The following is a 23,085-nucleotide window of genomic DNA, read 5'->3' on the forward strand; positions in this document are numbered from 1 at the left end:
CCGTGGGCGCGCTGCTCTGGATCAACGGACCGTTCGGCGGCGGCAAGACGCAAACGGCGTATGAGCTGAATCGGCGGCTGCCCGGCAGCGTGGTCTGCGACCCCGAGCGCGTCGGGTTTGGGCTGCACCGGATGCTGCCGCCCGGACTGCGCGGTGACTTCCAGGAACTGACGGCCTGGCGCGATGGCGTTCGCGAGGTGCTGGAACTGGCGTTGCGGGGTCATCCGGGGCCGGTGATCGTCCCGATGACGCTCGTCGACCCCGGCTACTTCGCCGAGATCATCGGGCGACTGCGCGACGACGGGCACACGGTGCACCACTTCGCACTGCTCGCCGAGCGGGCCACGGTGCTGCGCCGGCTGAGCGAACGAGGGCTCGGGCGAGGGCTCAAGCGGGAGAGTTTCGCCGTACGGAAGCTGGATCACTGCCTGGAGCCGCTCGCGGAGCCGGAGTTCGCCGAGCACCTCCGTACCGACCGGCTGACAATCCCGCAGGTCGCCGACCGGATCGCCGGATCGGCGGGGCTGACCGTGCTGCCGGACAGAGACAGCGCGCTGCGGCACCGGGTGCGGCGTATCTGGACGGGGATCAAGCACATCCGCTTCGACTGAACCGGCCACGGCTCAGCGCAGGATGCCCTCCAGGAAGTCGCTGCCGAGCCGTGCCACCAAGGTCAGGTCCAGCTGGTGCAGTACGTACCGGCCGCGCCGCCGCGTGGTGACCAGGCCGGCCTTCTTCAGTACCGCGAGATGCCGGGAGACCTCGGGCGCCGTGATGCCGTGCGTGTCGGCGAGTTCACCGGTCGTGTGCGCGGATCGGGCGAGGTGGCGGCACAGGCGCATCCGCATCGGGTGGGCCAGCGCCTCCATGCGCAGTTGGAGCAGCTCCACGGAGGCGGGGGAGGGCAGCTCGGGGTGGTGCACCGGGTAGTGGATCACCGGACGCCAGCCCGGCGCGTGCAGCAGATTCAGGTGCGGCCAGCCGAAGGTGGACGGGATGAGGGTGAGCCCGGGGCCGACGGCGCAGTCGGCCGCATCGGTCCGGCCCTCGGTCAGCTTGTCGGCGCTGATCCGGGTCCCGGCCTCGTCGAGCGACAGGGCCGGGGACACCGCGCCCACCGCCTCGCCGAGCCCCTTGCGCCGCAGCAGATCCGTCTTGTGCCGGGCGTCGGCGACCAGCTGGACCTGCACCCGCCGCCAGGTGTCGGCGAAGAACGCCTGGTCGCAGTCCTCGAACAGGCGCCGGATCCAGCGACGTACGGAGATGGGGTCGGCCAGCAGCTGCTTGGTGAACTCCACCTGGTGGGGGCCGCGCGTCGCCGCCATGTCCAGGGCGCGGGCGCGCATCGTGGCGTCGCTGAGCGGCGAGGGCGCGCCCGTCCCGTACAGGCTGTGGCAGGTGAATTCCAGGGCGGCGGAGACGAACCGCTCGTCGTCGAGCCGGTCGAGGATGTCCAGGTCCTCGGCGAGGTTCGCTCCCGCCCTGCCGTTGCCGCCACGGACCCCGGCGAACGGCATGAAGACGTCCGAGAACGTGTGGCGCCACAGGAAGTCGGCCTCGTGCAGCCGGTCGGCGAGATCGGGCTCCAGCGCGCTGGCGGTCGCCGTCGCCCAGCCGTGCAGGCCAGGGTGGTGTCCCGGCTCGGAGAGGGCGTGCAGGGCCAGCCCCAGCTCGGCGAGGGGGGAGGTCTCGAAAACGATGCGCTCGGGCGCCAGCCCCGCGATGTCGATGTGCACGCTCACCTCTCCATAGTGCGGGGTGTGCGCAGCAGGCCACGCGCCGTTTGACGGTGGTCGTCAATCGACGGGCGGGGAGCGCCGGGACCGTCCCACGCTGAGGCCATGGACGCCATTCAGCAGCACATGATCGACAGCTACCGCGCAGCTCAGCACGGGGAACTGCCGCCGCCACCGCCGGGCCGGTACGACTGGGGAGTGGTGCGCGAGGCACGCGACCGGCGCCGCTTCGACGCGGTGATCGCGGGCCGCCCGGCGCGCCGCCGTCGGCGGACGGCGCTACGGGCCCTGTTCAGCCGACGCCGGCGCACCGCCCGGCCCGGCGTCCCCAGCCGGTGCGGCAACTCCAGCCCGTCCGGCGTCTGAGGACGGAACCGTCCGGGTGGGGCCCCGGGGGGGCAAACGTGTCCGGCACCCCGTCGCGGTCCGCCCAGCCCCGCGACGCCGCCCCCCCCCCATTTGCCGGTCGGTCTAAGCCAGCCGCTTCACGAACTCCCCCACTGCCGCCCGTACATCCCCCGCCGTCCACTCCAGCCCTTCCCGCCCCACCGTGACCTCGGTGAACGACACCCCGGGCGGCCCGGAAGCCGCAGGGTGCCAGACACGGAAGAGCGCCACGCCCGTCTCCTCCGCCTGCCGTACCGACGCCTCCGTCAGGACATCCGCCTCGTAGGGCAGCCACACCTGGAACTGGTGTGTGTGCGGCGGCTCCGGATGCACCCGGAACCACCCGACGCCGGCCGCCGAGAAGCCCTCGGCCAGCGCCCCGGCCACCACCTTCGCCTGTGCCACGTACGACGGCAGTTGCGGCAGCTCCTGCTCCAGGCCGATCAGGGCGGCGAGCGCCGCAGGGAACTGCTGGAAGAGCTGCCCGCCGTACCGGTGGCGCCAGGTGCGGGCCTCCTCGATCAGCGACTCGGGACCGGCCAGCGCGGCCCCGGAGATTCCGCCGAGCGTCTTGTAGAACGACACGTACACACTGTCCGCGAGCGCCGCGATCTCCGGCAGCTCCCGCCCGAAATGGGGGGCGCACTCCCACAGCCGCGCGCCGTCGACGTGCACCACTGCATCGCGTTCCCGCGCGGCCGCCACCACGGCCTCCAGCTCCTCCCACGTCGGTAGGACGAAACCGGCATCGCGCAACGGCAGCTCCAGCATCATCGTGCCGAACGGCTCGGCGAAGTCACGGATCTCCTGCGCCGTGGGCAGCCGGGGCTCGGACGTCGGATGGACGGTACGCAGCCCGCTCACCGCCCCGAGCGCGCCGCGCTCGTGCACCTCGGGGTGCGCCAGGGGATGCAGCGCCACTGTGGAATCGCCGGTCCGCCCGGCCCAGCACCGCAGCGCGACCTGCTGGGCCATCGTCCCCGTCGGGAAGAACGCGGCGGCCTCCATGCCCAGCAGCCCCGCGATCCGCCCCTCCAGCTCGGCGACGACGCCATCGCCGTAGATGTCCGCAGGGCGCTCCAGGTCGGTGACCGACCCGGCCCCCGCCGCCAGCGCGGCCAGCCGTTCACCGAGCGAGAGGTTCACGGGCGGCCTGATCAGGACCCGCTCGGCCGCGCGCCAGGCATTTATCCTGCGCAGCCGCTGCGCGTCCCTCTTCGACCGCTCCGGCTCCTGAGCCTCGCTGCGCGCCCCGTCCTGCGCCTGCCGCTGTCGTGCCTGTTCGTCCGTGTCTGCCATGTCTGTCATGGGACGATCATCATGCAGAGCGCAGCTCGGGCCCGAACGATTTCCGGGTTCACCCGGGCTTCGGGCCGCGCCCCGCCCGGACTTTTCCCACAGGCTGTGGACAGCCAGGAGTCAGGGCGAAACGCTGGCGTAGCATGCAGAGAAATCGTCCGGTACCCCCCGCGGACTGGAACGGAAGGCCACCGCCGCGTGAATGCAACAACCCCCAAGGAGCCCCTCGACGCGAGGGACCGCCCCGCCCGCCTCACGGTCGGCGTCGTGGGCGCGGGCCGCGTCGGCCCCGCTCTCGCCGCGTCCCTGCAGCTCGCCGGGCACCGACCGGTAGCCGTGTCGGGCGTCTCCGACGCGTCCGTGCGCAGGGCTGCGGCCCTGCTCCCCGACGTACCGCTGGTGCCACCCGCCGAAGTCCTCGCGCGCGCCGAGCTGGTGCTGCTGACCGTTCCCGACGACGCCCTGCCCGGCCTGGTCGAGGGCCTCGCCGAGACCGGCGCCGTGCGGCCGGGACAGCTGATCGTCCACACGTCGGGGCGTTACGGGACGAAGGTGCTGGACCCGGCTCTGCGGGCCGGCGCCCTGCCGCTCGCCCTGCACCCGGCAATGACGTTCACCGGCACCTCGGTCGACGTCCAGCGGCTGGCCGGCTGCTCCTTCGGCGTGACCGCCCCCGAGGAGCTGCGGCTCGCGGCCGAGGCGCTGGTCATCGAGATGGGCGGCGAGCCCGAATGGATCGCGGAGGAGTCCCGCCCGCTCTACCATGCGGCGCTCGCCCTCGGCGCGAACCACCTGGTCACCCTGGTCGCCCAGTCGATGGAGCTGTTGCGTACGGCCGGGGTCGCCGCCCCCGACCGGATGCTCGGCCCGCTCCTGGGCGCCGCGCTCGACAATGCCCTGCGCTCCGGCGATGCCGCGCTGACCGGCCCCGTGGCCCGCGGCGACGCCGGCACGGTCGCCGCGCACATCGGCGAGCTGCGCAGGCACGCTCCGCAGGCCGTGGCCGGCTATGTCGCGATGGCCCGCGCCACCGCCGACCGCGCACTCGCCCACGGCATGCTCAAGCCGGAGCTGGCCGAGGACCTGCTCGGAGTCCTGGCCGACGGCGCCGGCACCACGGGCGGCACCGGATCACAGGAGTCCCGATGACAAACAGGACCGGCAGGCCCGGCACGTCCGGTACGTCCCACACCGCCGCCCCGCCCCGCACGCCCGGCACCGCCCCCGCGGCCACCCTTCTCCGTACGGCCGCCGAACTCGCCGCGTTCGCCCCCCTCAAGGGGCAGCGGGCCGTCGTCATGACCATGGGCGCCCTGCACGAGGGTCACGCCACCCTGATCCGTACCGCGCGTGCGGCCGCGGGCACGGACGGCCAGGTCGTCGTCACCGTCTTCGTCAACCCGCTCCAGTTCGGCGAGGCCGCCGACCTGGAGCGCTACCCCCGTACCCTCGACGCCGACCTCGCCGCGGCCGGCGCCGCCGGGGCGGACGCGGTCTTCGCGCCGTCCGTCGACGAGGTCTACCCCGGCGGCGAACCGCAGGTCCGGATCTCGGCGGGCCCCATGGGCGAGCGGCTCGAAGGAGCCTCCCGCCCCGGGCACTTCGACGGGATGCTCACCGTCGTCGCCAAGCTCCTGCACCTCACCCGCCCCGACATCGCGTTCTACGGGCAGAAGGACGCCCAGCAGCTGGCGCTGATCCGCCGCATGGTGCGCGATCTGAACTTCCCCGTGCAGATCGTCGGCGTGGAGACGGTCCGCGAACCGGACGGCCTCGCGCTCTCCAGCCGCAACCGCTTCCTGGACGTCGAGGAACGGCACACCGCCCTCGCCCTGTCCCGGGCCCTGTTCGCCGCGCGGGACAGGCTCGCCGCCCAGCAGGCGCTGCACGCCCGCGCGCAGACCACCGCGGCGACCACCGGCAGGGCCGCCGCGCTCACCGCGCTCGGTGAGACCCGCGCGGCCGCCGACACCCAGGCGGTGGCGCTGGCCCGCCCCGTGGACGGACCCGCGGCGGTACGCGCCGCCGCGCAGTTGATCCTCGACGATGCGGCCGCCGAACAGCCGCCGCTCGCCCTGGACTACCTCGCGCTCGTGGACCCGGCCGACTTCACCGAGATCCCGGACGACCGCACCACCGGTGACGCGATCCTCGCCATCGCCGCGAAGGTCGGCAAGACCCGCCTGATCGACAACATCCCGCTGACCTTCGGAGCCACCACGTGACCGGAATACGGCTGACCGCCCCCGCCCCCGGCTGGTCCATCGACGCCGACGTCGTGGTGGTCGGCTCCGGCGTGGCCGGTCTCACCACCGCGCTGCGCTGCGCAGCCGCGGGACTCGCCACCGTCGTGGTCACCAAGGCCCGCCTCGACGACGGCTCCACCCGCTGGGCGCAGGGCGGCATCGCGGCTGCCCTCGGCGACGGCGACACCCCCGAGCAGCATCTGGACGACACCCTGGTCGCGGGCGCGGGCCTGTGCGACGAGGCCGCGGTACGGGCCCTGGTCACCGAGGGCCCCGACGCCGTACGCCGGCTGATCGAGACCGGCGCCCACTTCGACACCACGGACAGCGGCGACATCGCGCTGACCCGCGAGGGCGGCCACCACCGCCGCCGTATCGCCCACGCGGGCGGTGACGCGACGGGTGCCGAGATTTCCCGCGCCCTGGTCGAAGCGGTCCGCGAAGCCGCCCTGCACACCGTCGAGAACGCCCTCGTCCTGGACCTTCTCACGGATGCCGAAGGCCGTACCGCGGGCGTCACCCTGCACGTCATGGGCGAGGGGCAGCACGACGGTGTCGGCGCGGTCCGCGCCCCCGCGGTGGTCCTCGCCACCGGCGGCATGGGCCAGGTCTTCTCCGCCACCACCAACCCGGCGGTCTCCACGGGCGACGGCGTGGCCCTGGCACTGCGGGCCGGTGCGGAGGTCTCCGACCTCGAATTCGTCCAGTTCCACCCGACGGTCCTCTTCCTCGGCGCCGGCTCCGAGGGCCAGCAGCCCCTGGTGTCGGAGGCGGTACGGGGCGAGGGCGCCCATCTCGTCGACGCGTCCGGTACGCGCTTCATGACCGGGCAGCACGAACTGGCGGAACTGGCCCCGCGCGACATCGTCGCCAAGGCCATCACGCGCCAGATGGAGCTGCAGGGCACCGAGCACATGTATCTCGACGCCCGCCACTTCGGCGCCCGGATGTGGGAACAGCGCTTCCCCACCATCCTGGCGGCCTGCCGCGCCCACGGCATCGACCCGATCACCGAACCCATCCCGGTCGCCCCCGCCGCGCACTACGCCTCCGGCGGCATCCGCACCGACCTGCGGGGACGTACGACCGTGCCCGGCCTGTACGCCTGCGGCGAGGTCGCCTGTACCGGCGTGCACGGCGCGAACCGGCTGGCGTCCAACTCCCTCCTGGAGGGCCTCGTCTTCGCCGAGCGCATCGCGGCGGACATCGTCGAGGACCGGCCCAGCGCGGGCGCCGCGACAGCCGGCACCCTCCCCGCCCCCTCGCCGCTGCTCGCCCCCGAGGCACGCGCCACGATCCAGCGGATCATGACCCGGGGCGCCGGAGTCCTACGCTCCGCCGAGAGCCTGGCCGCAGCCGCCGAGGAGCTGGAGGCCCTGCACAACAGCGCTGCCGAGGCCGCCGGGGCTGCCGAGCCCAAGGTCGCGGTGCCCGGTGTCGAGGCGTGGGAGGCCACCAACCTGCTCCTCGTCTCGCGCGTCCTGGTCGCCGCCGCCCGCCGACGCGAGGAGACCCGCGGCTGCCACTGGCGCGAGGACCGGCCCGAGCGCGACGACGAGAACTGGCGCCGCCACCTCGTCGTCCGGCTCACCCCGGAGCGTCAACTGGTCCTCCGTCGGACGGAGACCGAGGCATTCGGGCCCGTACGCCCGACGCAGGCACCAGACTGCGCAGCAGCACCACTGATTCACCCCGCCGACGTCACCGAGGAGCCGTAACCGTGAGCACGCCCGAAGAGAATCCGCGCCCCACACCCGTGGACGTACCGCTGATCCAGATCGGCGCGCCCGCACCGTCCGCGGGCGGCTGCGGGGACGGCTGCGGCTGCGGCGGGGACGAGTTCTACGAGCTCGACCCCCTGGAGTGCGGCCTGGACCCCGACCTCGCCCAGCTCCTCGCCGACGCGGGCCTGGACCCGGTCCAGGTCGAGGACGTCGCGCACGTCGCCATCGAGGAGGACCTCGACGGCGGTGTCGACGTCACCACTGTCGCGACCGTTGCCGAGGACGCCGTGGCCACCGGCGACTTCACCGCCCGTGAGGCGGGCGTCGTGGCCGGTCTGCGCGTCGCCGAGGCCGTCCTGTCCATCGTCTGCACGGACGAGTTCGCGGTCGAGCGCCATGTCGAGGACGGCGACCGCGTCGCCCCCGGCCAGAAGCTGCTGACCGTCACCACCCGCACCCGTGACCTGCTCACCGGCGAGCGCAGCGCACTCAACCTGCTGTGCAGGCTCTCCGGCATCGCGACCGCCACCCGTGCCTGGGCCGATGTGCTCGAAGGCACGAAGGCCAAGGTCCGCGACACCCGTAAGACCACCCCGGGCCTGCGCGCCATGGAGAAGTACGCGGTGCGCTGCGGCGGCGGCGTCAACCACCGCATGTCGCTGTCGGACGCGGCGCTGGTCAAGGACAACCACGTTGTCGCGGCGGGCGGCGTGGCCAAGGCCTTCAAGCGCGTACGCGATGAGTTCCCGGACGTACCGATCGAGGTCGAGGTCGACACCCTGCAGCAGGTCCGAGAGGTCCTCGACGCGGGCGCCGACCTGATCCTGCTGGACAACTTCACCCCGCTGCAGACGGCCGAGGCGGTTGCCCTGGTCGGCGGCCGCGCGGTCCTGGAGTCCTCCGGCCGGCTCTCCCTCGACACCGCACGCGCCTACGCGGAAGCGGGCGTCGACTACCTGGCGGTCGGCGCGCTCACCCACTCCTCGCCGATCCTCGACATCGGCCTGGACTTCCGCGACACCGACGGGGCCGGCGTCTGATGCTGCTCACCATCGACGTCGGCAACACCCACACCGTCCTCGGCCTGTTCGACGGTGAGGAGATCGTCGAGCACTGGCGGATCTCCACCGATGCCCGCCGTACCGCGGACGAGCTCGCGGTGCTGCTCCAGGGCCTGATGGGCATGCACCCGCTGCTCGGCGAGGAGCTGGGCGACGGCATCGAGGGCATCGCGATCTGTTCCACGGTCCCGGCCGTCCTGCACGAGTTGCGCGAGGTGACCCGCCGCTACTACGGCGACGTCCCCGCGGTCCTCGTCGAGCCGGGCATCAAGACCGGGGTACCGATCCTGATGGACAACCCGAAGGAGGTCGGCGCGGACCGCATCATCAACGCGGTCGCCGCCGTCGACCTGTACGGCGGTCCGGCGATCGTCGTCGACTTCGGCACGGCCACCACCTTCGACGCGGTCTCCGCCCGCGGCGAGTACACCGGCGGTGTCATCGCCCCCGGCATCGAGATCTCGGTCGAGGCACTGGGCGTCAAGGGAGCCCAGCTCCGCAAGATCGAGCTGGCCCGGCCGCGCAGCGTGATCGGCAAGAACACGGTCGAGGCGATGCAGTCGGGCATCATCTACGGCTTCGCGGGCCAGGTCGACGGTGTCGTCGCACGGATGAAGAAGGAGCTGGCGGCCGACCCCGACGACGTCACCGTCATCGCGACGGGCGGCCTTGCGCCGATGGTGTTGGGCGAGTCCTCCGTCATCGACGAGCACGAGCCCTGGCTCACCCTCATCGGTCTGCGTCTGGTGTACGAGCGGAACGTGTCCCGGATGTAGCGGGTACGGGGCGTACCTGCGGGAACGGTTCGGCGGAACGGGGGCCGCCGCCGCGCCGTCAACGGCCAGTTAAGCCGATTTTGTCCATTTAGCACGTATTGTCGCGTCATGCCCACGCCTTACGGATCACGCGGCGGTATGGCGTTCAGCGCGGACGAGCTGCGTGTGCTCCGAAGCGCCCTCGCCATCGCCCTTCACCCCACACCCCTGCCCGACGAGGACGTCCAGGACTGCCTGCGGCTGGCAGGCGCCGTGGACGAGGCGGTCGGCGAGGCGGGACGGCTGCGCACGTTCCTCCTCGCCGACCTCGTCCGCTACCGCAACGCCCTCCCCGGCTCCGGCAGCGGCTATCTGGAGCTTCTCCAGGACGCCCTGGCGGGCGGATACGACCCCCGTCCCGATGACCTCGCCGCGCTGCGCGCCCTGCGCCACAGACCGGTGGCCGCGGCGCTCCTGGAGCGCTGTCAGTCGCTCGCGGAGCGGTCGGTACGGGCCCGCCTCGCCGGACGTTCCGCATCGTCGGCGGCTCCCGCACCCCGCAGCCGACTCCTTGCCCTGCCCGGCGGCCGGGCCGCCGACGCCGAACCCGAACGGCCGAAGACCCCGGCGGCCCCGCCCCGGCCGGCCCGGCCGTCCGAGCGCCCGGCACCGAAGCCCTCGGAGGTCTTCCCGCCCCGCCGCCCGGTCCCGCCACCGCAGCAGTGGGCCGCAGGATAGCCCCGACGCAACGCGGAGGGGGCGCGCGGAAGCCGGTACCGGCCTCGCTACTCTGGATGCCATGGACTACGTATCCGCGCTCGTGCCCCCCGTGGTGATGGCCGCCTTCTTCATCGGCCTCGTCGTGACGATCGTCAAGAGCCAGGGCGGTCCCAACAAGGCCAAGGAGGACGCGGCCGTGGACATGGTGATCGGCCGCGCCGAGTCGGCCCAGCAGGCGTCGCGTACCGACGGCGTCTGACTTCCCCGGGCCTCGCAGCACGCGAAGGGCGCGCGACTTGTCAAGAGTCGTGCGCCTTTTTGCTGCGTAAATAGCCGAGCATTCCCGGCATCTAGCACTAAAGTGACATTGTGCCCCGTCAATTGGGAGATCTGGAAGACGCCGTGATGACGCGGGTCTGGCAATGGAACCGTCCGGTCACCGTGCGGGAAGTCCTTGAGGACCTTCAGCAGGAACGCTCCATCGCCTACACCACCGTCATGACGGTAATGGACAATCTCCATCAGAAGGGCTGGGTGCGCAGGGAAGTCGACGGCCGTGCATATCGATATACGGCGGTCTCCACCCGTGCCGCCTACTCGGCCGCACTGATGAACGAAGCTTGGTCGCACAGTGACAACCCCGCCGCCGCTCTCGTCGCCTTCTTCGGCATGATGTCCGCCGAGCAGCGTGAGGCCCTCAAGGACGCCATGCGGATCGTTCTGCCCGACCTGCACGGGGCCGCCGAGCCGCCGTCCGATGAAGTGACCCATGAAGAGGTCGATGAACCGACTGATGAACCGGCCGGAGAAGTGACCGAAGATCCGGCCGATGACGCGGACCCGGAGACCGGGCGATAGCGTCCGGGTATGTCCTCAGAGCTTCCGCATACCGATTTCCGTACCGAACCGTCGGTTATAAACGTGGCCATCACAGTCCGCCGTGCCAGGACCAGCGATGTGGCATCGGTCCGCCGTCTCCTCGACGGGTACGTACGCGAGGGCATCCTGCTCGACAAAGCAACGGTGACACTTTACGAGGACATCCAGGAGTTCTGGATCGCAGAACGCGACGAGGACGCCCGGGTCATCGGCTGCGGTGCACTGCATGTGATGTGGGAAGACCTCGCCGAAGTGCGCACTCTCGCGGTCGATCACAGCATCAGGGGTGCCGGAGTCGGGCATCAAGTACTGGACAAGTTGTTGCAGACCGCCCGTTGGCTGGGCGTACGGCGGGTTTTCTGTCTCACCTTCGAAGTCGACTTCTTCGCGAAGCACGGCTTCGTGGAGATCGGAGAGACACCGGTCGACGGAGATGTCTACAGCGAGCTGCTGCGTTCCTATGATGAGGGTGTAGCAGAGTTCCTGGGTCTCGAACGAGTGAAGCCGAACACCTTGGGCAACAGTCGGATGCTTCTGCACCTGTGACCGCCACAAGAAGCCGTGGCCCTATGTCCGAATCGCGCATGTTTCCCGTCTTCTCGGGATCCTGAACCTCTCCCGGGGGTTTGTGTTTTCCGGGGAAAAGCGGTTTCCTTTCCGCGTACTGCATTTTCGATGAAAGGAAATCCGGTGGCACAGAAGGTTCAGGTCCTTCTTGTCGATGACCTCGACGGTGGCGAGGCGGACGAGACAGTGACGTTCGCTCTGGATGGCAAGACGTACGAGATTGACCTCACCACGAGCAACGCGGACAAGCTCCGTGGTCTTCTTGAGCCGTACACCAAGGGTGGCCGGCGTACGGGTGGCCGTGCAGCGGCCGGCCGTGGCAAGGGCCGTGCCGTTACGGGTGGCAACAAGGACACCGCGGAGATCCGTAAGTGGGCGCGCGAGAACGGCCACAATGTGAATGACCGCGGCCGTGTTCCCGCGGAGATTCGTGAGGCTTACGAGAAGGCCAACGGCTGAGCTGTCGACTCATCGGTCGACCGCCCCGTTCGGGCGCGCATCAACCGGACCCGGTGGCATTCCGTCGCCGCCGCGTCCACGAGCCGTACGAGATCGGGAGCATCCCCACCCCTGCTCCCGAGGCCGACGAGGGCCGGGAGCTCCGGCTCTCCCTCGTGCCGCAGCCCGGGGGGCCGCAGCCATACGGCGGCCCCCGACCGGCCCGCCACCCGACCGGGCGGCGTCGGCGCAGTGATCCGACCGCCCGTACCGATGGCGGTCAGTGAGAGGGCGACCCCGCCCCACTCCAGCCAGTCGAGCAGCCCGGGCAGCTCGTCGGCGCTCCCCGCTGCCACCAGCAGGCTCATCCGCGAGCCCGTCAGTGCCACAGGTCCGGTGCGGCCCACCCGCCGCAGCGCCGCATGGCCGGCGGCCGCAGGCACCTCCAGGACGTCGAACCGCAGCCCGGTCAGCAACCGCACCGGTGTGGTGCCCTCCGTTGCCCAGCCGAGCTCGCGCTCGTACCACTGCGCCCACCGTGCGCTCTCGGCGTGGCCCTCCTGCTTGTCGGCGACCGACGGCAGGGGGGTCGGGACGGTGATGGCCATGTCAGGAGAACGGCCGAGTCATCCCCGGGGTTACGCAGAGTCGACGGCCGAGTGCTCAGCGTGTCCGAGATGGGGGCGTAGAGACGTATTCGGGAGCGCGAAGATGTTCGCCCGTAGCGGAGGGAACCGGCGTGCGCCGCATGGACTGTCTGTAATTGCGGGTAAGACATCCCTAGTGGGGAGGGGCGACACGCAGGCTCGGGCATCTCACGTTCGCCATCGGCGTACTGGCGAAAGGGGTATCTGCCTGGCCTGCGGGAACATCGTCTCGCACCATCGGGTTGGAGCAGATGTCGGCGTTCGGGGCAGGAGGCCAAGGACGGTGTCGGCAGTTGGAATGAGCGGTCCCCGCTTGCGGGACTAAGCTGCGGAAGGACAGGGAGGGGACCGACCCCTTACTGCCTGACCGCTCTGAGGAGCGATTAACGATGTTCGAGAGGTTCACCGACCGCGCGCGGCGGGTTGTCGTCCTGGCTCAGGAAGAAGCCCGGATGCTCAACCACAACTACATCGGCACCGAGCACATCCTCCTGGGCCTTATCCATGAGGGTGAGGGTGTCGCCGCTAAGGCCCTGGAGAGCCTCGGGATTTCGCTCGAGGCGGTCCGCCAGCAGGTGGAGGAGATCATCGGCCAGGGCCAGCAGGCCCCGTCCGGTCACATCCCCTTCACGCCCCGGGCCAAGAAGGTCCTGGAGCTGTCGCTCCGCGAGGCCCTCCAGCTCGGCCACAACTACATCGGCACCGAGCACATCCTGCTCGGCCTGATCCGCGAGGGCGAGGGCGTCGCAGCCCAGGTCCTCGTGAAGCTGGGCGCCGACCTGAACCGGGTGCGGCAGCAGGTCATCCAGCTGCTCTCCGGCTACTCGGGCGGCAAGGAGGCGGCAACCGCGGGCGGCCCCGCGGAAGGCACGCCCTCCACGTCCCTGGTGCTCGACCAGTTCGGCCGGAATCTCACCCAGGCCGCTCGCGAATCCAAGCTCGACCCGGTCATCGGGCGCGAGAAGGAGATCGAGCGGGTCATGCAGGTGCTGTCCCGCCGTACCAAGAACAACCCGGTTCTCATCGGCGAGCCCGGCGTCGGCAAGACGGCGGTCGTCGAAGGACTGGCGCAGGCCATCGTCAAGGGCGAGGTGCCCGAGACCCTCAAGGACAAGCACCTCTACACCCTCGACCTCGGTGCGCTGGTCGCCGGCTCCCGCTACCGCGGTGACTTCGAGGAGCGCCTGAAGAAGGTCCTCAAGGAGATCCGCACCCGCGGCGACATCATCCTGTTCATCGACGAGCTCCACACTCTGGTGGGTGCGGGTGCCGCCGAGGGCGCGATCGACGCCGCCAGCATCCTCAAGCCCATGCTGGCCCGCGGCGAGCTGCAGACCATCGGTGCCACGACGCTCGACGAGTACCGCAAGCACCTGGAGAAGGACGCCGCTCTCGAGCGCCGCTTCCAGCCCATCCAGGTCGCGGAACCGTCGCTGCCGCACACCATCGAGATCCTCAAGGGTCTGCGCGACCGCTACGAGGCCCACCACCGCGTCTCCATCACGGACGAGGCGCTGGTCCAGGCCGCGACGCTGGCTGACCGGTACATCTCGGACCGCTTCCTGCCGGACAAGGCGATCGACCTGATCGACGAGGCCGGTTCCCGGATGCGCATCCGCCGGATGACCGCGCCGCCGGACCTCCGCGAGTTCGACGAGAAGATCGCGGGCGTCCGCCGCGACAAGGAGTCCGCGATCGACTCGCAGGACTTCGAGAAGGCCGCGTCCCTGCGCGACAAGGAGAAGCAACTTCTCGCCGCGAAGACCAAGCGCGAGAAGGAATGGAAGGCCGGCGACATGGACGTCGTGGCCGAGGTCGACGGCGAGCTGATCGCCGAAGTCCTGGCCACCGCGACCGGCATTCCGGTCTTCAAGCTGACGGAGGAGGAGTCCTCGCGTCTGCTGCGCATGGAGGACGAGCTCCACAAGCGCGTCATCGGCCAGAAGGACGCCATCAAGGCCCTCTCGCAGGCGATCCGCCGTACGCGAGCCGGTCTGAAGGACCCGAAGCGCCCCGGTGGCTCGTTCATCTTCGCCGGCCCGTCGGGTGTCGGTAAGACGGAGCTCTCCAAGACGCTCGCCGAATTCCTCTTCGGCGACGAGGACGCACTGATCGCCCTCGACATGTCGGAGTTCAGCGAGAAGCACACGGTTTCCCGCCTCTTCGGTTCTCCTCCCGGCTACGTGGGTTACGAAGAGGGCGGCCAGCTCACCGAGAAGGTGCGCCGCAAGCCGTTCTCCGTCGTCCTCTTCGACGAGGTCGAGAAGGCCCACCCCGATATCTTCAATTCCCTGCTCCAGATTCTGGAAGACGGTCGCCTGACCGACTCCCAGGGCCGGGTCGTGGACTTCAAGAACACGGTCATCATCATGACGACCAACCTCGGGACCCGGGACATCTCCAAGGGCTTCAACCTGGGCTTCGCCGCCCAGGGCGACGTCAAGACCGGCTACGAGCGGATGAAGAACAAGGTCAACGAAGAGCTCAAGCAGCACTTCCGCCCCGAGTTCCTCAACCGTGTCGACGACACGGTCGTCTTCCACCAGCTCACCGAGGAAGACATCATCCAGATCGTCGACCTCATGCTGGCCAAGGTGGACGAGCGCCTGAAGGACCGCGACATGGGCATCGAGCTGAGCTCGGAAGCCAAGTCGCTCCTGGCGAAGAAGGGCTACGACCCCGTGATGGGCGCCCGGCCGCTGCGCCGGACGATCCAGCGCGAGATCGAGGACATCCTCTCCGAGAAGATCCTCTTCGGTGAGCTGCGCCCTGGTCACATCGTGGTTGTCGGCACCGAGGGCGAGGGTGAGGAGAAGAAGTTCACCTTCCGCGGCGAGGAGAAGTCGGCTCTGCCCGACGTCCCCCCGATCGAGCAGGCGGCAGGCGGCGCGGGCCCGAACATGTCGAAGGACGTGTAAGGACGCTCCCGAGCGCCTGAGCATCTGAAGGGGCTGCCCCGGAACCGTGAGAACGGTCCGGGGCAGCCCCTTTTGCCGTGCCGCCGTGCCGCCGTGCGGCCGTGCGGCCGTGCGGCCGTGCCCGCGGTGCCGCCGTGTCGCCGTGCCCGCGGTGCTGCCGTCAGTGGCGAGCGGCACGCACTTCACGCGCTGGCCGCCGCGTTGCCGGGGGATCTGCCGCGCGATGCCGAGCAGGACGTTCCCGGCGAAGACCGGACCGCCGGACATGCCCCGTAACGCCGGGGCCCGGACTCGCCCCAGGCGTGCGACGGCCGGTCAGCTCGCAGACCAGCAGGCCGCGCAGGCGCCCGGCCATGGGGCAGGACGGTGGGGCGGGGTACTGGTCGGCCTCCAGACGCTGCTCGGGGCCGTACTGCTGGATGTTCTCGGGGAAGCCGGTGATCTCGCAGTCGGGGAGTGCCTGCGTGCTGCGAAGGACGCCGAGCCGCACAGGGGCGACCGGGCTCCGCCGCCCCGCTGTGCCTGCGGCGTCACTGGCCATGAGCTACCCCCCGGGAGCTGAGCCGGTCGCCGCGTCAGCGTAGTCAGGTTGCAGGCAGAAGATCCCGAATCGGACGGCCTCAGGTCCCACCGCAAGTGACAAGGCGCACAGCCCGTTCCGGGCCTACTAGGGGTGATAGGGGCAGGTGCCGTGATCGCGGCGGGGACCTTTGCCCCTGTGTGGAGAGGGGTTTTCGGGGGTGCAAGGAGAGAAGCCCGGATCGCTATGTTTAGTCCGATTGGGGCGGTTTGGGGCTGGGGTTAAACCTGTCTGAAACGAGAGTTTCGACGAGTCCGGAAATGGGGCGCGCGAAACCTGCGTCGGTGAATTCCTGAGGCTCCCGCTACGGCTTTTGTTCGTAGATGGGGTGTTTGAGCATTGGTGTGGGTGCGGGTTACCAAGGGATGGCCAGCCCGGCGGAAGCGTCGGGTCCAGTCATCTCCGGAGGTTCTCCGCTTATGTCGAAGCGCGTTTCGTTCCACTCCCGTCGCCCGTCCCTGTCCCGTGTCCGTGGCGCCGTCGTGGCAGCCGGCCTGGGGACGTCGATGGTTCTCGGTGTGGGCGCTGCGTTCGCGGCCGGCACGGCGGGTGCCCCCGACGCCGCGAACCTGATCAGCTCCAGTGCGGCCGAGTCGGTCGCCAAGCAGGCGGCCGTGCAGGGCAAGGCGGCCAAGGCGGCCAAGGCCGAACGCGCGGCGGTCAGGAAGGCGGCCGTGCAGAAGGTTGCCGCCTGGGAGACCCCGGTGCGCCACTACGTGCTGAGCGCGAGTTTCGGCAACGACGGCGCCCGCTGGGCCCACAAGCACTCCGGTCAGGACTTCGCTGTGCCGATCGGCACCAAGGTGGCGGCCGCGCACAGTGGCACCGTCGTGAAGGCCGGTCCGAACGGCGGTGGTGACGGCCCCGCGTACGGCAATGCCGTCGTGATCAGCCACGGCAACGGCGTGTACTCGCAGTACGCCCACCTGTCGCGGATCGATGTGCACATCGGCCAGACCGTGAAGACGGGCGAGAAGATCGCCCTCTCCGGCAACACCGGAAACTCCAGCGGCCCGCACGTGCACTTCGAGATCCGGACCACGCCGAACTACGGTTCCGCGATCAACCCGGTCTCGTTCCTGCACAAGGAAGGCGTCATGGTCTGACCCGACCAGGACGCACCCCTCAGGGCCTGTCCGGCCCTACTCGGCGGACCCTGGACTGTGCGCCCGGGTGACCAGATCGAAGGCGACTTCGAGGACGGCCTTGCGCTTCTCCTCGGGGTCGCCTTCGAAGTCCTTGAGGGCAAACATGCCCGCGTGCATCGTGAAGAGTGCCGTGAAACAGCGCACCTGGTCGGTCAGCGGAGCATCGGGTTCCTTGATCAGATCGACCAGGCCGGCGACGCGGTCCTTGATGGTCTTCCCGATACTGAGGTCTCGTACGGTCGCCTGGTTCTCCTGCATGAACTGGAAGAGCGGGGCGGCGGCGGTCAGCGCCTCGCTGTAGCGGCGCAGGATCTCCTTCTTCGTCTCCAGGCTGTGGGGCTGGCCCCTGCCCCACTCGATCAGCTCCTCGATCGGCCGGTTCAGGTCGTCGAAGATGCTGACCAGGATGTCTTCCTTGGTCTTGAAGTGGTAATACAGCGCGGCCTTGGTGACCTCCAGACGCTCGGAGATCTCACGCAGCGAGGTCTTCTCGTAGCCCTGTTCGGCGAAGAGTTCCAGGGCGACGTCCTGAATACGCTGGCGCGTGTTGCCCCGGCGCGGCTGCGGTGTGCTGCCCATGGCGCTCTCCTCGATACTTACTTGACGCCCGGCTAGTTACGGGGCTACTTTCCCCAGTGTAGTCAACTAGCCGGGCGGCAAGTAAGTGCCCGGTACGCACAGGGGATCAGGGGAGTGGGGACCATGTCGGACCTGAAGAAGGCGGCGGACGGAAAGGCGGACGACCGGCCTGCCGAGAAACCCGAGAAGCGGCAGCGCAGCGTCCAGGTGGTGATGCTCGCCCTGATGATCACGATGCTGCTCGCCATGCTGGACAACCTGATCGTCGGCACTGCCATGCCGACCATCGTCGGTGACCTCGGCGGCCTGGAGCATCTGTCCTGGGTCGTCACCGCGTACACCCTGGCCACCGCGGCCTCCACCCCCATCTGGGGCAAGCTCGGCGACATGTACGGACGCAAGGGCATCTTCCTCACGTCCATCGTGCTCTTCCTGATCGGCTCGGTGCTGAGCGGAATGGCCCAGGACATGGGTCAGCTGATCGGCTTCCGGGCGGTCCAGGGACTCGGCGCGGGTGGCCTGATGGTCGGCGTCATGGCGATCATCGGCGACCTGGTGCCGCCCCGTGAGCGAGGCAAGTACCAGGGGATGATGGCCGGTGTGATGGCGATCGCCATGATCGGCGGACCGCTGGTCGGCGGCACCATAACCGACCACCTCGGCTGGCGCTGGAGCTTCTACATCAACCTGCCGCTGGGTGCGGTCGCCCTCGCCATGGTCACCGCCGTGCTTCATCTGCCCAAGCGGGAGCGCACCGAGGCAAAGGTCGACTACCTCGGCGCGGGTCTGCTGACCCTCGGCATCACCGCGATCGTGCTGGTCACCACCTGGGGCGGTTCGGAGTACGACTGGAACTCCGCCGTGATCATGGAGCTCATAGCGATCGGTGTCGCCTCGCTCGTCGGCTTCCTCTTCGTCGAGACGAAGGCTGCAGAACCGATCATTCCGCTCCACATCTTCCGCAACCGCAACTTCACCCTGATGTCCGTCGTCGGCTTCATGTCGGGCTTCGTGATGTTCGGTGCAGTGCTCTTCCTGCCGCTGTTCCAGCAGTCCGTCCAGGGCGCTTCGGCGACCAACTCGGGTCTGCTGCTTCTGCCGATGCTGCTGTCGATGATGGTCGTCTCGCTGATCGCGGGACGGGTCACCACCAGCACCGGCAAGTACAAGATCTTCCCCGTGGTGGGCTCGGTCCTTATGGTGACCGGTCTGTTCCTGCTCTCGCAGATGGACACCGGCACCACGCGGTTCACCTCCGGCATCTACATGGCGGTGCTCGGTGCGGGCATGGGCTTCCTGATGCAGATCACCATGCTCGTCGCCCAGAACAGCGTCGAGATGAAGGACATGGGAGTCGCCTCCTCCGCGACCACCCTCTTCCGTACGCTCGGCAGCTCCTTCGGCGTCGCGATCATGGGCGCGCTGTTCACCGGGCGGGTGCAGGACGAGATGGCGGCCCGCGGCGGCGGGGGAGCCACGGCGAAGTCCGCGCAGCTGGACGCGGCGAGCCTGGCGAAGCTGCCGGATGCGATGCGTGAGGCGTACCAGTTCGCGGTGTCGTCCGGCACTCACATCGCGTTCCTGGTGGGCGCCTCGGTCGGAGTGATCGCCCTGCTCGCGTCGGTGTTCGTCAAGGAGGTCCCGCTGCGGGGAGCGGGCCCGGAAACCGTGTCGGACGGTGCGTAGGAGCCGGCCGCGGTCGCCGACGACAAGCAGCCCGAGGTCGTCTGATCCCCCGCGTTGCACGAGCGGTGCACGAGCCGTGCACGAGGAGGCTCCCCGGGGCGCTCCCCGGGGAGCCTCCTTCCGTATCCGGTTCAGCCGCCGGACTGCCTGCGGCCGGACTCCGCGCTCTGCCCGTCGCCGCTGCCCGGCGTGCGCTGTCCGGACAGGCGCAGGATCGGGAAGCTGCCGGTGTTCGTCGGTGCGTGCTCGGGCAGCCACAGCACGGCGATCGCCCCGCCCGCGCCCTTCGCCGCCCCTTCCGGCGCCGCGTTGCGGAAGGTCAGCCGTGCCCCGAGGACCCGCGCCTGACCGGCCGCGATCGTCAGCCCCAGACCGTGTCCGTGTCCGGCCCGGTCGCTGCTTCCGGTACGGAACCGGCTCGGGCCCTCACGCAGCAGCGCCGCCGGGAACCCGGAACCGTGATCGCGGATCCGCACCACCCGGCCCTCGACCGTGACCTCCACCGGAGTGGCACCGTGCTTGGCGGCGTTACCCAGCAGATTGCCGAGAATCCGCTCCAGCCGGCGCGGATCGGTGCTGACCCAGGACTCGTGCACGACCTGCACCCGCACATCCGGGTCCAGCAGCGCGACCCGCCGGCTGACGAACTCACCCAGCGCGATCTCCTGCAGTTCGGCCCGCTCCGACGCACTGTCCAGCCGGGCCACCTCCAGCACATCCTCGACCAGGGTGCGCATCGCCTGCGCCCGGTCCCGTACGAGCTCGGTGGGGCGGCCCGGCGGCAGCAGCTCGGCGGCCGTCAGCAGACCGGTCACCGGGGTACGCAGCTCGTGCGCGATGTCCGCGGTGACCCGGCGCTCCGCCTCGATGCGTTCGTTCAACGCGTCCGTCAGCGCGTCCACCGCTCGGGCCAGCTCGTCGGTCTCGTCCTGGACGACACCGCCGACGGCCTCCCTGACACGTACATCCGTATTGCCCTGCGCGACCCTGCCCGCCGCGGCCGCCGCCTTGCGCAGCCGGCGCGACAGCTGCCCGCCGATCAGCACGCCCAGTGCGCAGCCGCCGAACACCACCGAGACCGAGCCGATGATCAGCGCCCGGTCGAGATCGCCCATGATCGTGGCGCTGCGGTCGGCGAAACGGGTGTGCAGTGAGAGCACATCGCCGTTGCCGACCGGCACGGCCGCCCATACATCGGGCACCCCGTTCCTGGTCTCCTCGACATGCGTGGCGCGCCGGTTCCTGTTGGTCTCCGCGCGCAGGCTGCGCGGCATCGTCGGGTCGTTGAGCTTGGCTCCGAACCGGGGGTCGGCCTTCTGCGTCTTCTTCGCCTCGTACAGCAGCTGCGCGTACGTCAGCCGCTCCAGCTGGACCTCGCGCGCGTTCTCCAGCATCGAGACCCGGGCGGCGTTGTGGACGACGAAGCTGAGCGCGACCGCGGTCAGCGCGCCGACCGCCGCGATCGCGATGCTGATCTTCCAGCGGACACCCGTCCGCAGGGCGAACCGCTTCATGGCCGGAGTTTGTAGCCGAAGCCGCGGACCGTCTCGATCCGGTCCTGGCCGATCTTTGTGCGCAGCCGCTGCACATGGACATCCACGACCCGGGTGTCACCGCCCCACCCGTAGTCCCAGACCCGCTCCAGGAGCTTGTCGCGGGAGAGCACCGTGCCGGGCGCGGCGGAGAACTCCAGCAGCAGCCGCATCTCGGTCGGGGTCAGCGCCACCTGCCGGCCGCCCCGGTGGACCTCCATGCCCTCGATGTCGATCTCCAGATCGCCGAAGACCAGCACCCCGCCGACGGGCTGCGGCTCCGGCTCCCCGTTGCCCGGCTGCCCGCCCGACGCATGACCGAAGCGGCGCAGCACGGCACGGATCCGGGCGACCAGGACCGCCCCGTCGAAGGGCTTGGTGACGTAGTCGTCGGCGCCGGCCTCCAGGCCGAGCACCACGTCGATCGAGTCGGCCCGGGCCGACAGCATGATCACCGGGACCGTCGACTCGTCGCGGATACGACGGCAGAGGCTGACCCCGTCGAGCCCCGGCACCATCACATCGAGCAGGGCGATGTCGGGACGGTCGGCCCGGAACGCGTCGAGACCCGACAGTCCGTCGGGCATCGCGGTGACCGCGAAGCCGTCGCGCTCCAGCGCCAGCTGGGTGGCCTCGCGGATGACATCGTCGTCCTCGACGAACAGGACGTGGGTCTCGGCCATCGGACTGCTCTCAGTTCCCCGCCGGTTCGGCGGATTCCGGAAGACCGGCTTCCCCATTGCCGACGGCTCGGTTGAAGTCGTTGTGCACCCGGTCGCGCTCGCTGAACCGGTTGTCCGCCCAGCGGTAGGTGATCACTTCCTCGCCGGAGGGGTACGCGACCGAGTCCTTCTTCTCGTACACCTGGGCCGTCACCACCAGATCACCGCGATCGATGGTGCCGTACACCGCGGGCTGCTCGATGGCGAACACGTTCTCGTACGTGCCGTTGCCCCGCTGGCGGTACACATAGGTTCCGACGCCCACCGAATCGCCGCAGGTCATCACGTTCACTACGACATCGGCCGAGGGGCCGCCGGTCATGGTGCCGTACGAGGTGTCCACCGGGTACTCGGAGCCGCTGCAGGGCTTCAGATCCGTCCTGACCCGCTCGCTGACCTTGGGGTCCCGCTTGAGCAGCACCACGGGATCGATCCGGGGCGTGGGCTTCGCCGTGGACGTCGGATCGGCGCTGGGCGTGACCTGGGCGACCGGCTGGGAGCCTGCCGGACCCTCGTCCCGGGTGCCGGTACCGCCGGTGGAGCAGCCGGCGGCGAGCAACCCGAAAGCGGCGAGCCCGACCAGGGTCGTGGTGCTCGCCGCCCAGCCGGTCAGGACCCGGCCACGACTGCCGGTGGCCCCGCGGCCACCGTCGTCTCTTGCGCCGCCACGGGCGCCGTCGCCGTTATCGCTGTCATCGCTGGCTGTCAGGCCGCGCACCGCTCCCGCCCCCGTTCGTCCATACGCCTGCCCGCCTGCGCCCGTACCTGCGCCGTTGACCGCGCACGCACCGGAGCGCCGACGGCCGGAGCACGGTCGGCCGCCGTCAGACCCCGCTCCTCCCGGAGCCTGGCCTCCCTGCTCGCTGCCTCACGGCTTTCCAGCTCCTGGCGCAGTCGCGCCAGCGCACGGTGCAGCGTGCTCTTCACCGTACCGGCCGACATGCCGAGCGCCGCAGCCGTCTCCTCCGTACTCATCTGCTCCCAGTGTCGCAGCACGACGACGCTGCGCTGCTTGGGAGCCAGTACGCCCAGCACATCCATCAGCAGGGCGCGGTCGGCGCGCTGCTCGGTGCCGTCATCGACGCTGGCGTCGGGCAGCTGCTCGGTGGGTACCTCGTCCAGCTTGCGGGCCCGCCACCACTCGGTACGGGTGTTGATCATGACGCGACGCAGATAGGCGTCGGCGAGGGACTTGTCGGCGATGCCGTCCCAGCGGCCGTACGTACGGACCAGGGCGGTCTGCAGCAGGTCCTGCGCATCCACGGGGTCGGGGACCAGCCGGCGCGCACTGCGCAGCAGTGCCTCCTGCCGAGTGCGTACGTACTCCTCGAATTCGAGCACCTCGCCCTGCGCCATTCCAACCGCCTCCGTCCCCGTAGATCCCCGTAGAACCGCCGTCAGCCATCGATCGGCCGGGCTGACGTCGCTGACGCTACGGAGCTGTTGTCACGGGGCTGTGCG

Annotated in this window: 23 protein-coding genes; 15 read left to right on the plus strand and 8 right to left on the minus strand. The window is 70.0% G+C overall.

The genetic code is table 11. The features are described 5' to 3' along the window. Positions 1-2: 2 nt before the first annotated feature. On the plus strand, positions 3-611 hold the full coding sequence (locus tag ACZ7IB_RS21075; protein ID WP_470914420.1) for an AAA family ATPase: 609 nt from the start codon (positions 3-5) through the stop codon (positions 609-611). 12 nt (positions 612-623) lie between these two features. Here the strand turns inward: ACZ7IB_RS21075 and ACZ7IB_RS21080 are convergent, their stop codons facing one another. Further along, on the minus strand, positions 624-1,736 hold the full coding sequence (locus ACZ7IB_RS21080; RefSeq protein ID WP_470914511.1) for a DUF5937 family protein: 1,113 nt from the start codon (positions 1,734-1,736) through the stop codon (positions 624-626). 105 nt (positions 1,737-1,841) lie between these two features. On the opposite strand from ACZ7IB_RS21080, the gene ACZ7IB_RS21085 reads away from it, so the two are divergent. Next, positions 1,842-2,102 (plus strand): hypothetical protein, encoded by a 261-nt coding sequence (locus ACZ7IB_RS21085; RefSeq protein ID WP_470914421.1) that lies wholly within the window; start codon positions 1,842-1,844, stop codon positions 2,100-2,102. Positions 2,103-2,207: 105 nt separating this feature from the next. Here the strand turns inward: ACZ7IB_RS21085 and ACZ7IB_RS21090 are convergent, their stop codons facing one another. Beyond that, a complete protein-coding gene (locus tag ACZ7IB_RS21090) occupies positions 2,208-3,422 on the minus strand; it encodes a threonine aldolase family protein (protein WP_470914514.1) in 1,215 nt (404 codons plus the stop codon). 198 nt (positions 3,423-3,620) lie between these two features. Here ACZ7IB_RS21090 and ACZ7IB_RS21095 point away from each other — a divergent pair, with 198 nt between their 5' ends. From ACZ7IB_RS21095 to ACZ7IB_RS21140, 10 genes are all read left to right on the plus strand, one after another. After that, on the plus strand, positions 3,621-4,571 hold the full coding sequence (locus tag ACZ7IB_RS21095; RefSeq protein WP_470914424.1) for a Rossmann-like and DUF2520 domain-containing protein: 951 nt from the start codon (positions 3,621-3,623) through the stop codon (positions 4,569-4,571). Continuing rightward, on the plus strand, positions 4,568-5,647 hold the full coding sequence (panC, locus tag ACZ7IB_RS21100; RefSeq protein WP_470914427.1) for a pantoate--beta-alanine ligase: 1,080 nt from the start codon (positions 4,568-4,570) through the stop codon (positions 5,645-5,647). Before ACZ7IB_RS21095 ends, panC begins: the two co-directional genes overlap by 4 nt. Then, positions 5,644-7,386 carry an L-aspartate oxidase gene (locus ACZ7IB_RS21105; RefSeq protein WP_470914430.1) on the plus strand — a complete coding sequence of 581 codons (1,743 nt, stop codon included), beginning with the start codon at positions 5,644-5,646 and terminating at the stop codon, positions 7,384-7,386. Before panC ends, ACZ7IB_RS21105 begins: the two co-directional genes overlap by 4 nt. Before the next feature lie 2 nt (positions 7,387-7,388). Next, positions 7,389-8,432 carry a carboxylating nicotinate-nucleotide diphosphorylase gene (gene nadC, locus ACZ7IB_RS21110; protein WP_470914432.1) on the plus strand — a complete coding sequence of 348 codons (1,044 nt, stop codon included), beginning with the start codon at positions 7,389-7,391 and terminating at the stop codon, positions 8,430-8,432. After that, positions 8,432-9,229 (plus strand): type III pantothenate kinase, encoded by a 798-nt coding sequence (locus ACZ7IB_RS21115; RefSeq protein ID WP_114245204.1) that lies wholly within the window; start codon positions 8,432-8,434, stop codon positions 9,227-9,229. The genes nadC and ACZ7IB_RS21115 overlap by 1 nt, the downstream gene beginning before the upstream one ends. Before the next feature lie 138 nt (positions 9,230-9,367). After that, on the plus strand, positions 9,368-9,946 hold the full coding sequence (locus tag ACZ7IB_RS21120) for a hypothetical protein (RefSeq protein WP_470914515.1): 579 nt from the start codon (positions 9,368-9,370) through the stop codon (positions 9,944-9,946). 61 nt (positions 9,947-10,007) lie between these two features. Then, positions 10,008-10,187, plus strand: a complete 180-nt coding sequence (locus ACZ7IB_RS21125; RefSeq protein ID WP_470914435.1) for a hypothetical protein — start codon at positions 10,008-10,010, stop codon at positions 10,185-10,187. Between the two features lie 110 nt (positions 10,188-10,297). Beyond that, on the plus strand, positions 10,298-10,786 hold the full coding sequence (locus tag ACZ7IB_RS21130) for a BlaI/MecI/CopY family transcriptional regulator (RefSeq protein ID WP_470914436.1): 489 nt from the start codon (positions 10,298-10,300) through the stop codon (positions 10,784-10,786). Positions 10,787-10,795: 9 nt separating this feature from the next. Next, positions 10,796-11,353: an amino-acid N-acetyltransferase gene (locus ACZ7IB_RS21135; RefSeq protein WP_327274511.1), complete on the plus strand. Its 558-nt coding sequence runs from the start codon at positions 10,796-10,798 to the stop codon at positions 11,351-11,353. A 144-nt stretch (positions 11,354-11,497) separates the two neighbouring features. Beyond that, positions 11,498-11,833, plus strand: coding sequence for a histone-like nucleoid-structuring protein Lsr2 (locus ACZ7IB_RS21140; RefSeq protein WP_093894032.1), 336 nt, complete (start codon positions 11,498-11,500; stop codon positions 11,831-11,833). On the opposite strand, the gene ACZ7IB_RS21145 is transcribed toward ACZ7IB_RS21140, so the two are convergent. After that, positions 11,812-12,420 (minus strand): SCO3374 family protein, encoded by a 609-nt coding sequence (locus ACZ7IB_RS21145; RefSeq protein ID WP_470914439.1) that lies wholly within the window; start codon positions 12,418-12,420, stop codon positions 11,812-11,814. The two genes, ACZ7IB_RS21140 and ACZ7IB_RS21145, sit on opposite strands and share 22 nt — an antisense overlap. Positions 12,421-12,848: 428 nt before the next feature. On the opposite strand from ACZ7IB_RS21145, the gene ACZ7IB_RS21150 reads away from it, so the two are divergent. Both ACZ7IB_RS21150 and ACZ7IB_RS21155 read left to right on the plus strand, forming a co-directional pair. Next, positions 12,849-15,377 (plus strand): ATP-dependent Clp protease ATP-binding subunit, encoded by a 2,529-nt coding sequence (locus ACZ7IB_RS21150; RefSeq protein ID WP_093894034.1) that lies wholly within the window; start codon positions 12,849-12,851, stop codon positions 15,375-15,377. A 999-nt stretch (positions 15,378-16,376) separates the two neighbouring features. Next, positions 16,377-17,063 (plus strand): M23 family metallopeptidase, encoded by a 687-nt coding sequence (locus tag ACZ7IB_RS21155; RefSeq protein ID WP_470914441.1) that lies wholly within the window; start codon positions 16,377-16,379, stop codon positions 17,061-17,063. A gap of 36 nt (positions 17,064-17,099) precedes the next feature. Here ACZ7IB_RS21155 and ACZ7IB_RS21160 read toward each other — a convergent pair whose 3' ends face one another. Further along, positions 17,100-17,684 (minus strand): TetR/AcrR family transcriptional regulator, encoded by a 585-nt coding sequence (locus ACZ7IB_RS21160; protein WP_470914443.1) that lies wholly within the window; start codon positions 17,682-17,684, stop codon positions 17,100-17,102. 123 nt (positions 17,685-17,807) lie between these two features. Here ACZ7IB_RS21160 and ACZ7IB_RS21165 point away from each other — a divergent pair, with 123 nt between their 5' ends. Beyond that, on the plus strand, positions 17,808-19,370 hold the full coding sequence (locus ACZ7IB_RS21165) for an MDR family MFS transporter (protein WP_470914445.1): 1,563 nt from the start codon (positions 17,808-17,810) through the stop codon (positions 19,368-19,370). Between the two features lie 131 nt (positions 19,371-19,501). Here ACZ7IB_RS21165 and cseC read toward each other — a convergent pair whose 3' ends face one another. Genes cseC through ACZ7IB_RS21185 form a run of 4 tightly spaced genes read right to left on the minus strand, consistent with a single transcriptional unit; the run spans position 19,502 to position 22,980 of the window. Beyond that, positions 19,502-20,884: a two-component system sensor histidine kinase CseC gene (gene cseC / locus ACZ7IB_RS21170; protein ID WP_470914447.1), complete on the minus strand. Its 1,383-nt coding sequence runs from the start codon at positions 20,882-20,884 to the stop codon at positions 19,502-19,504. Further along, positions 20,881-21,585, minus strand: coding sequence for a two-component system response regulator CseB (cseB, locus tag ACZ7IB_RS21175; RefSeq protein ID WP_470914450.1), 705 nt, complete (start codon positions 21,583-21,585; stop codon positions 20,881-20,883). The genes cseC and cseB overlap by 4 nt, the downstream gene beginning before the upstream one ends. A gap of 10 nt (positions 21,586-21,595) precedes the next feature. After that, entirely contained in the window at positions 21,596-22,342 is a 747-nt protein-coding gene (locus ACZ7IB_RS21180; protein WP_470914452.1) for a hypothetical protein, read from the minus strand. Continuing rightward, positions 22,330-22,980 (minus strand): SigE family RNA polymerase sigma factor, encoded by a 651-nt coding sequence (locus ACZ7IB_RS21185; protein WP_470914454.1) that lies wholly within the window; start codon positions 22,978-22,980, stop codon positions 22,330-22,332. The genes ACZ7IB_RS21180 and ACZ7IB_RS21185 overlap by 13 nt, the downstream gene beginning before the upstream one ends. Positions 22,981-23,085: the final 105 nt, after the last annotated feature.

The organism is Streptomyces sp. NPDC037301, assembly GCF_055602785.1.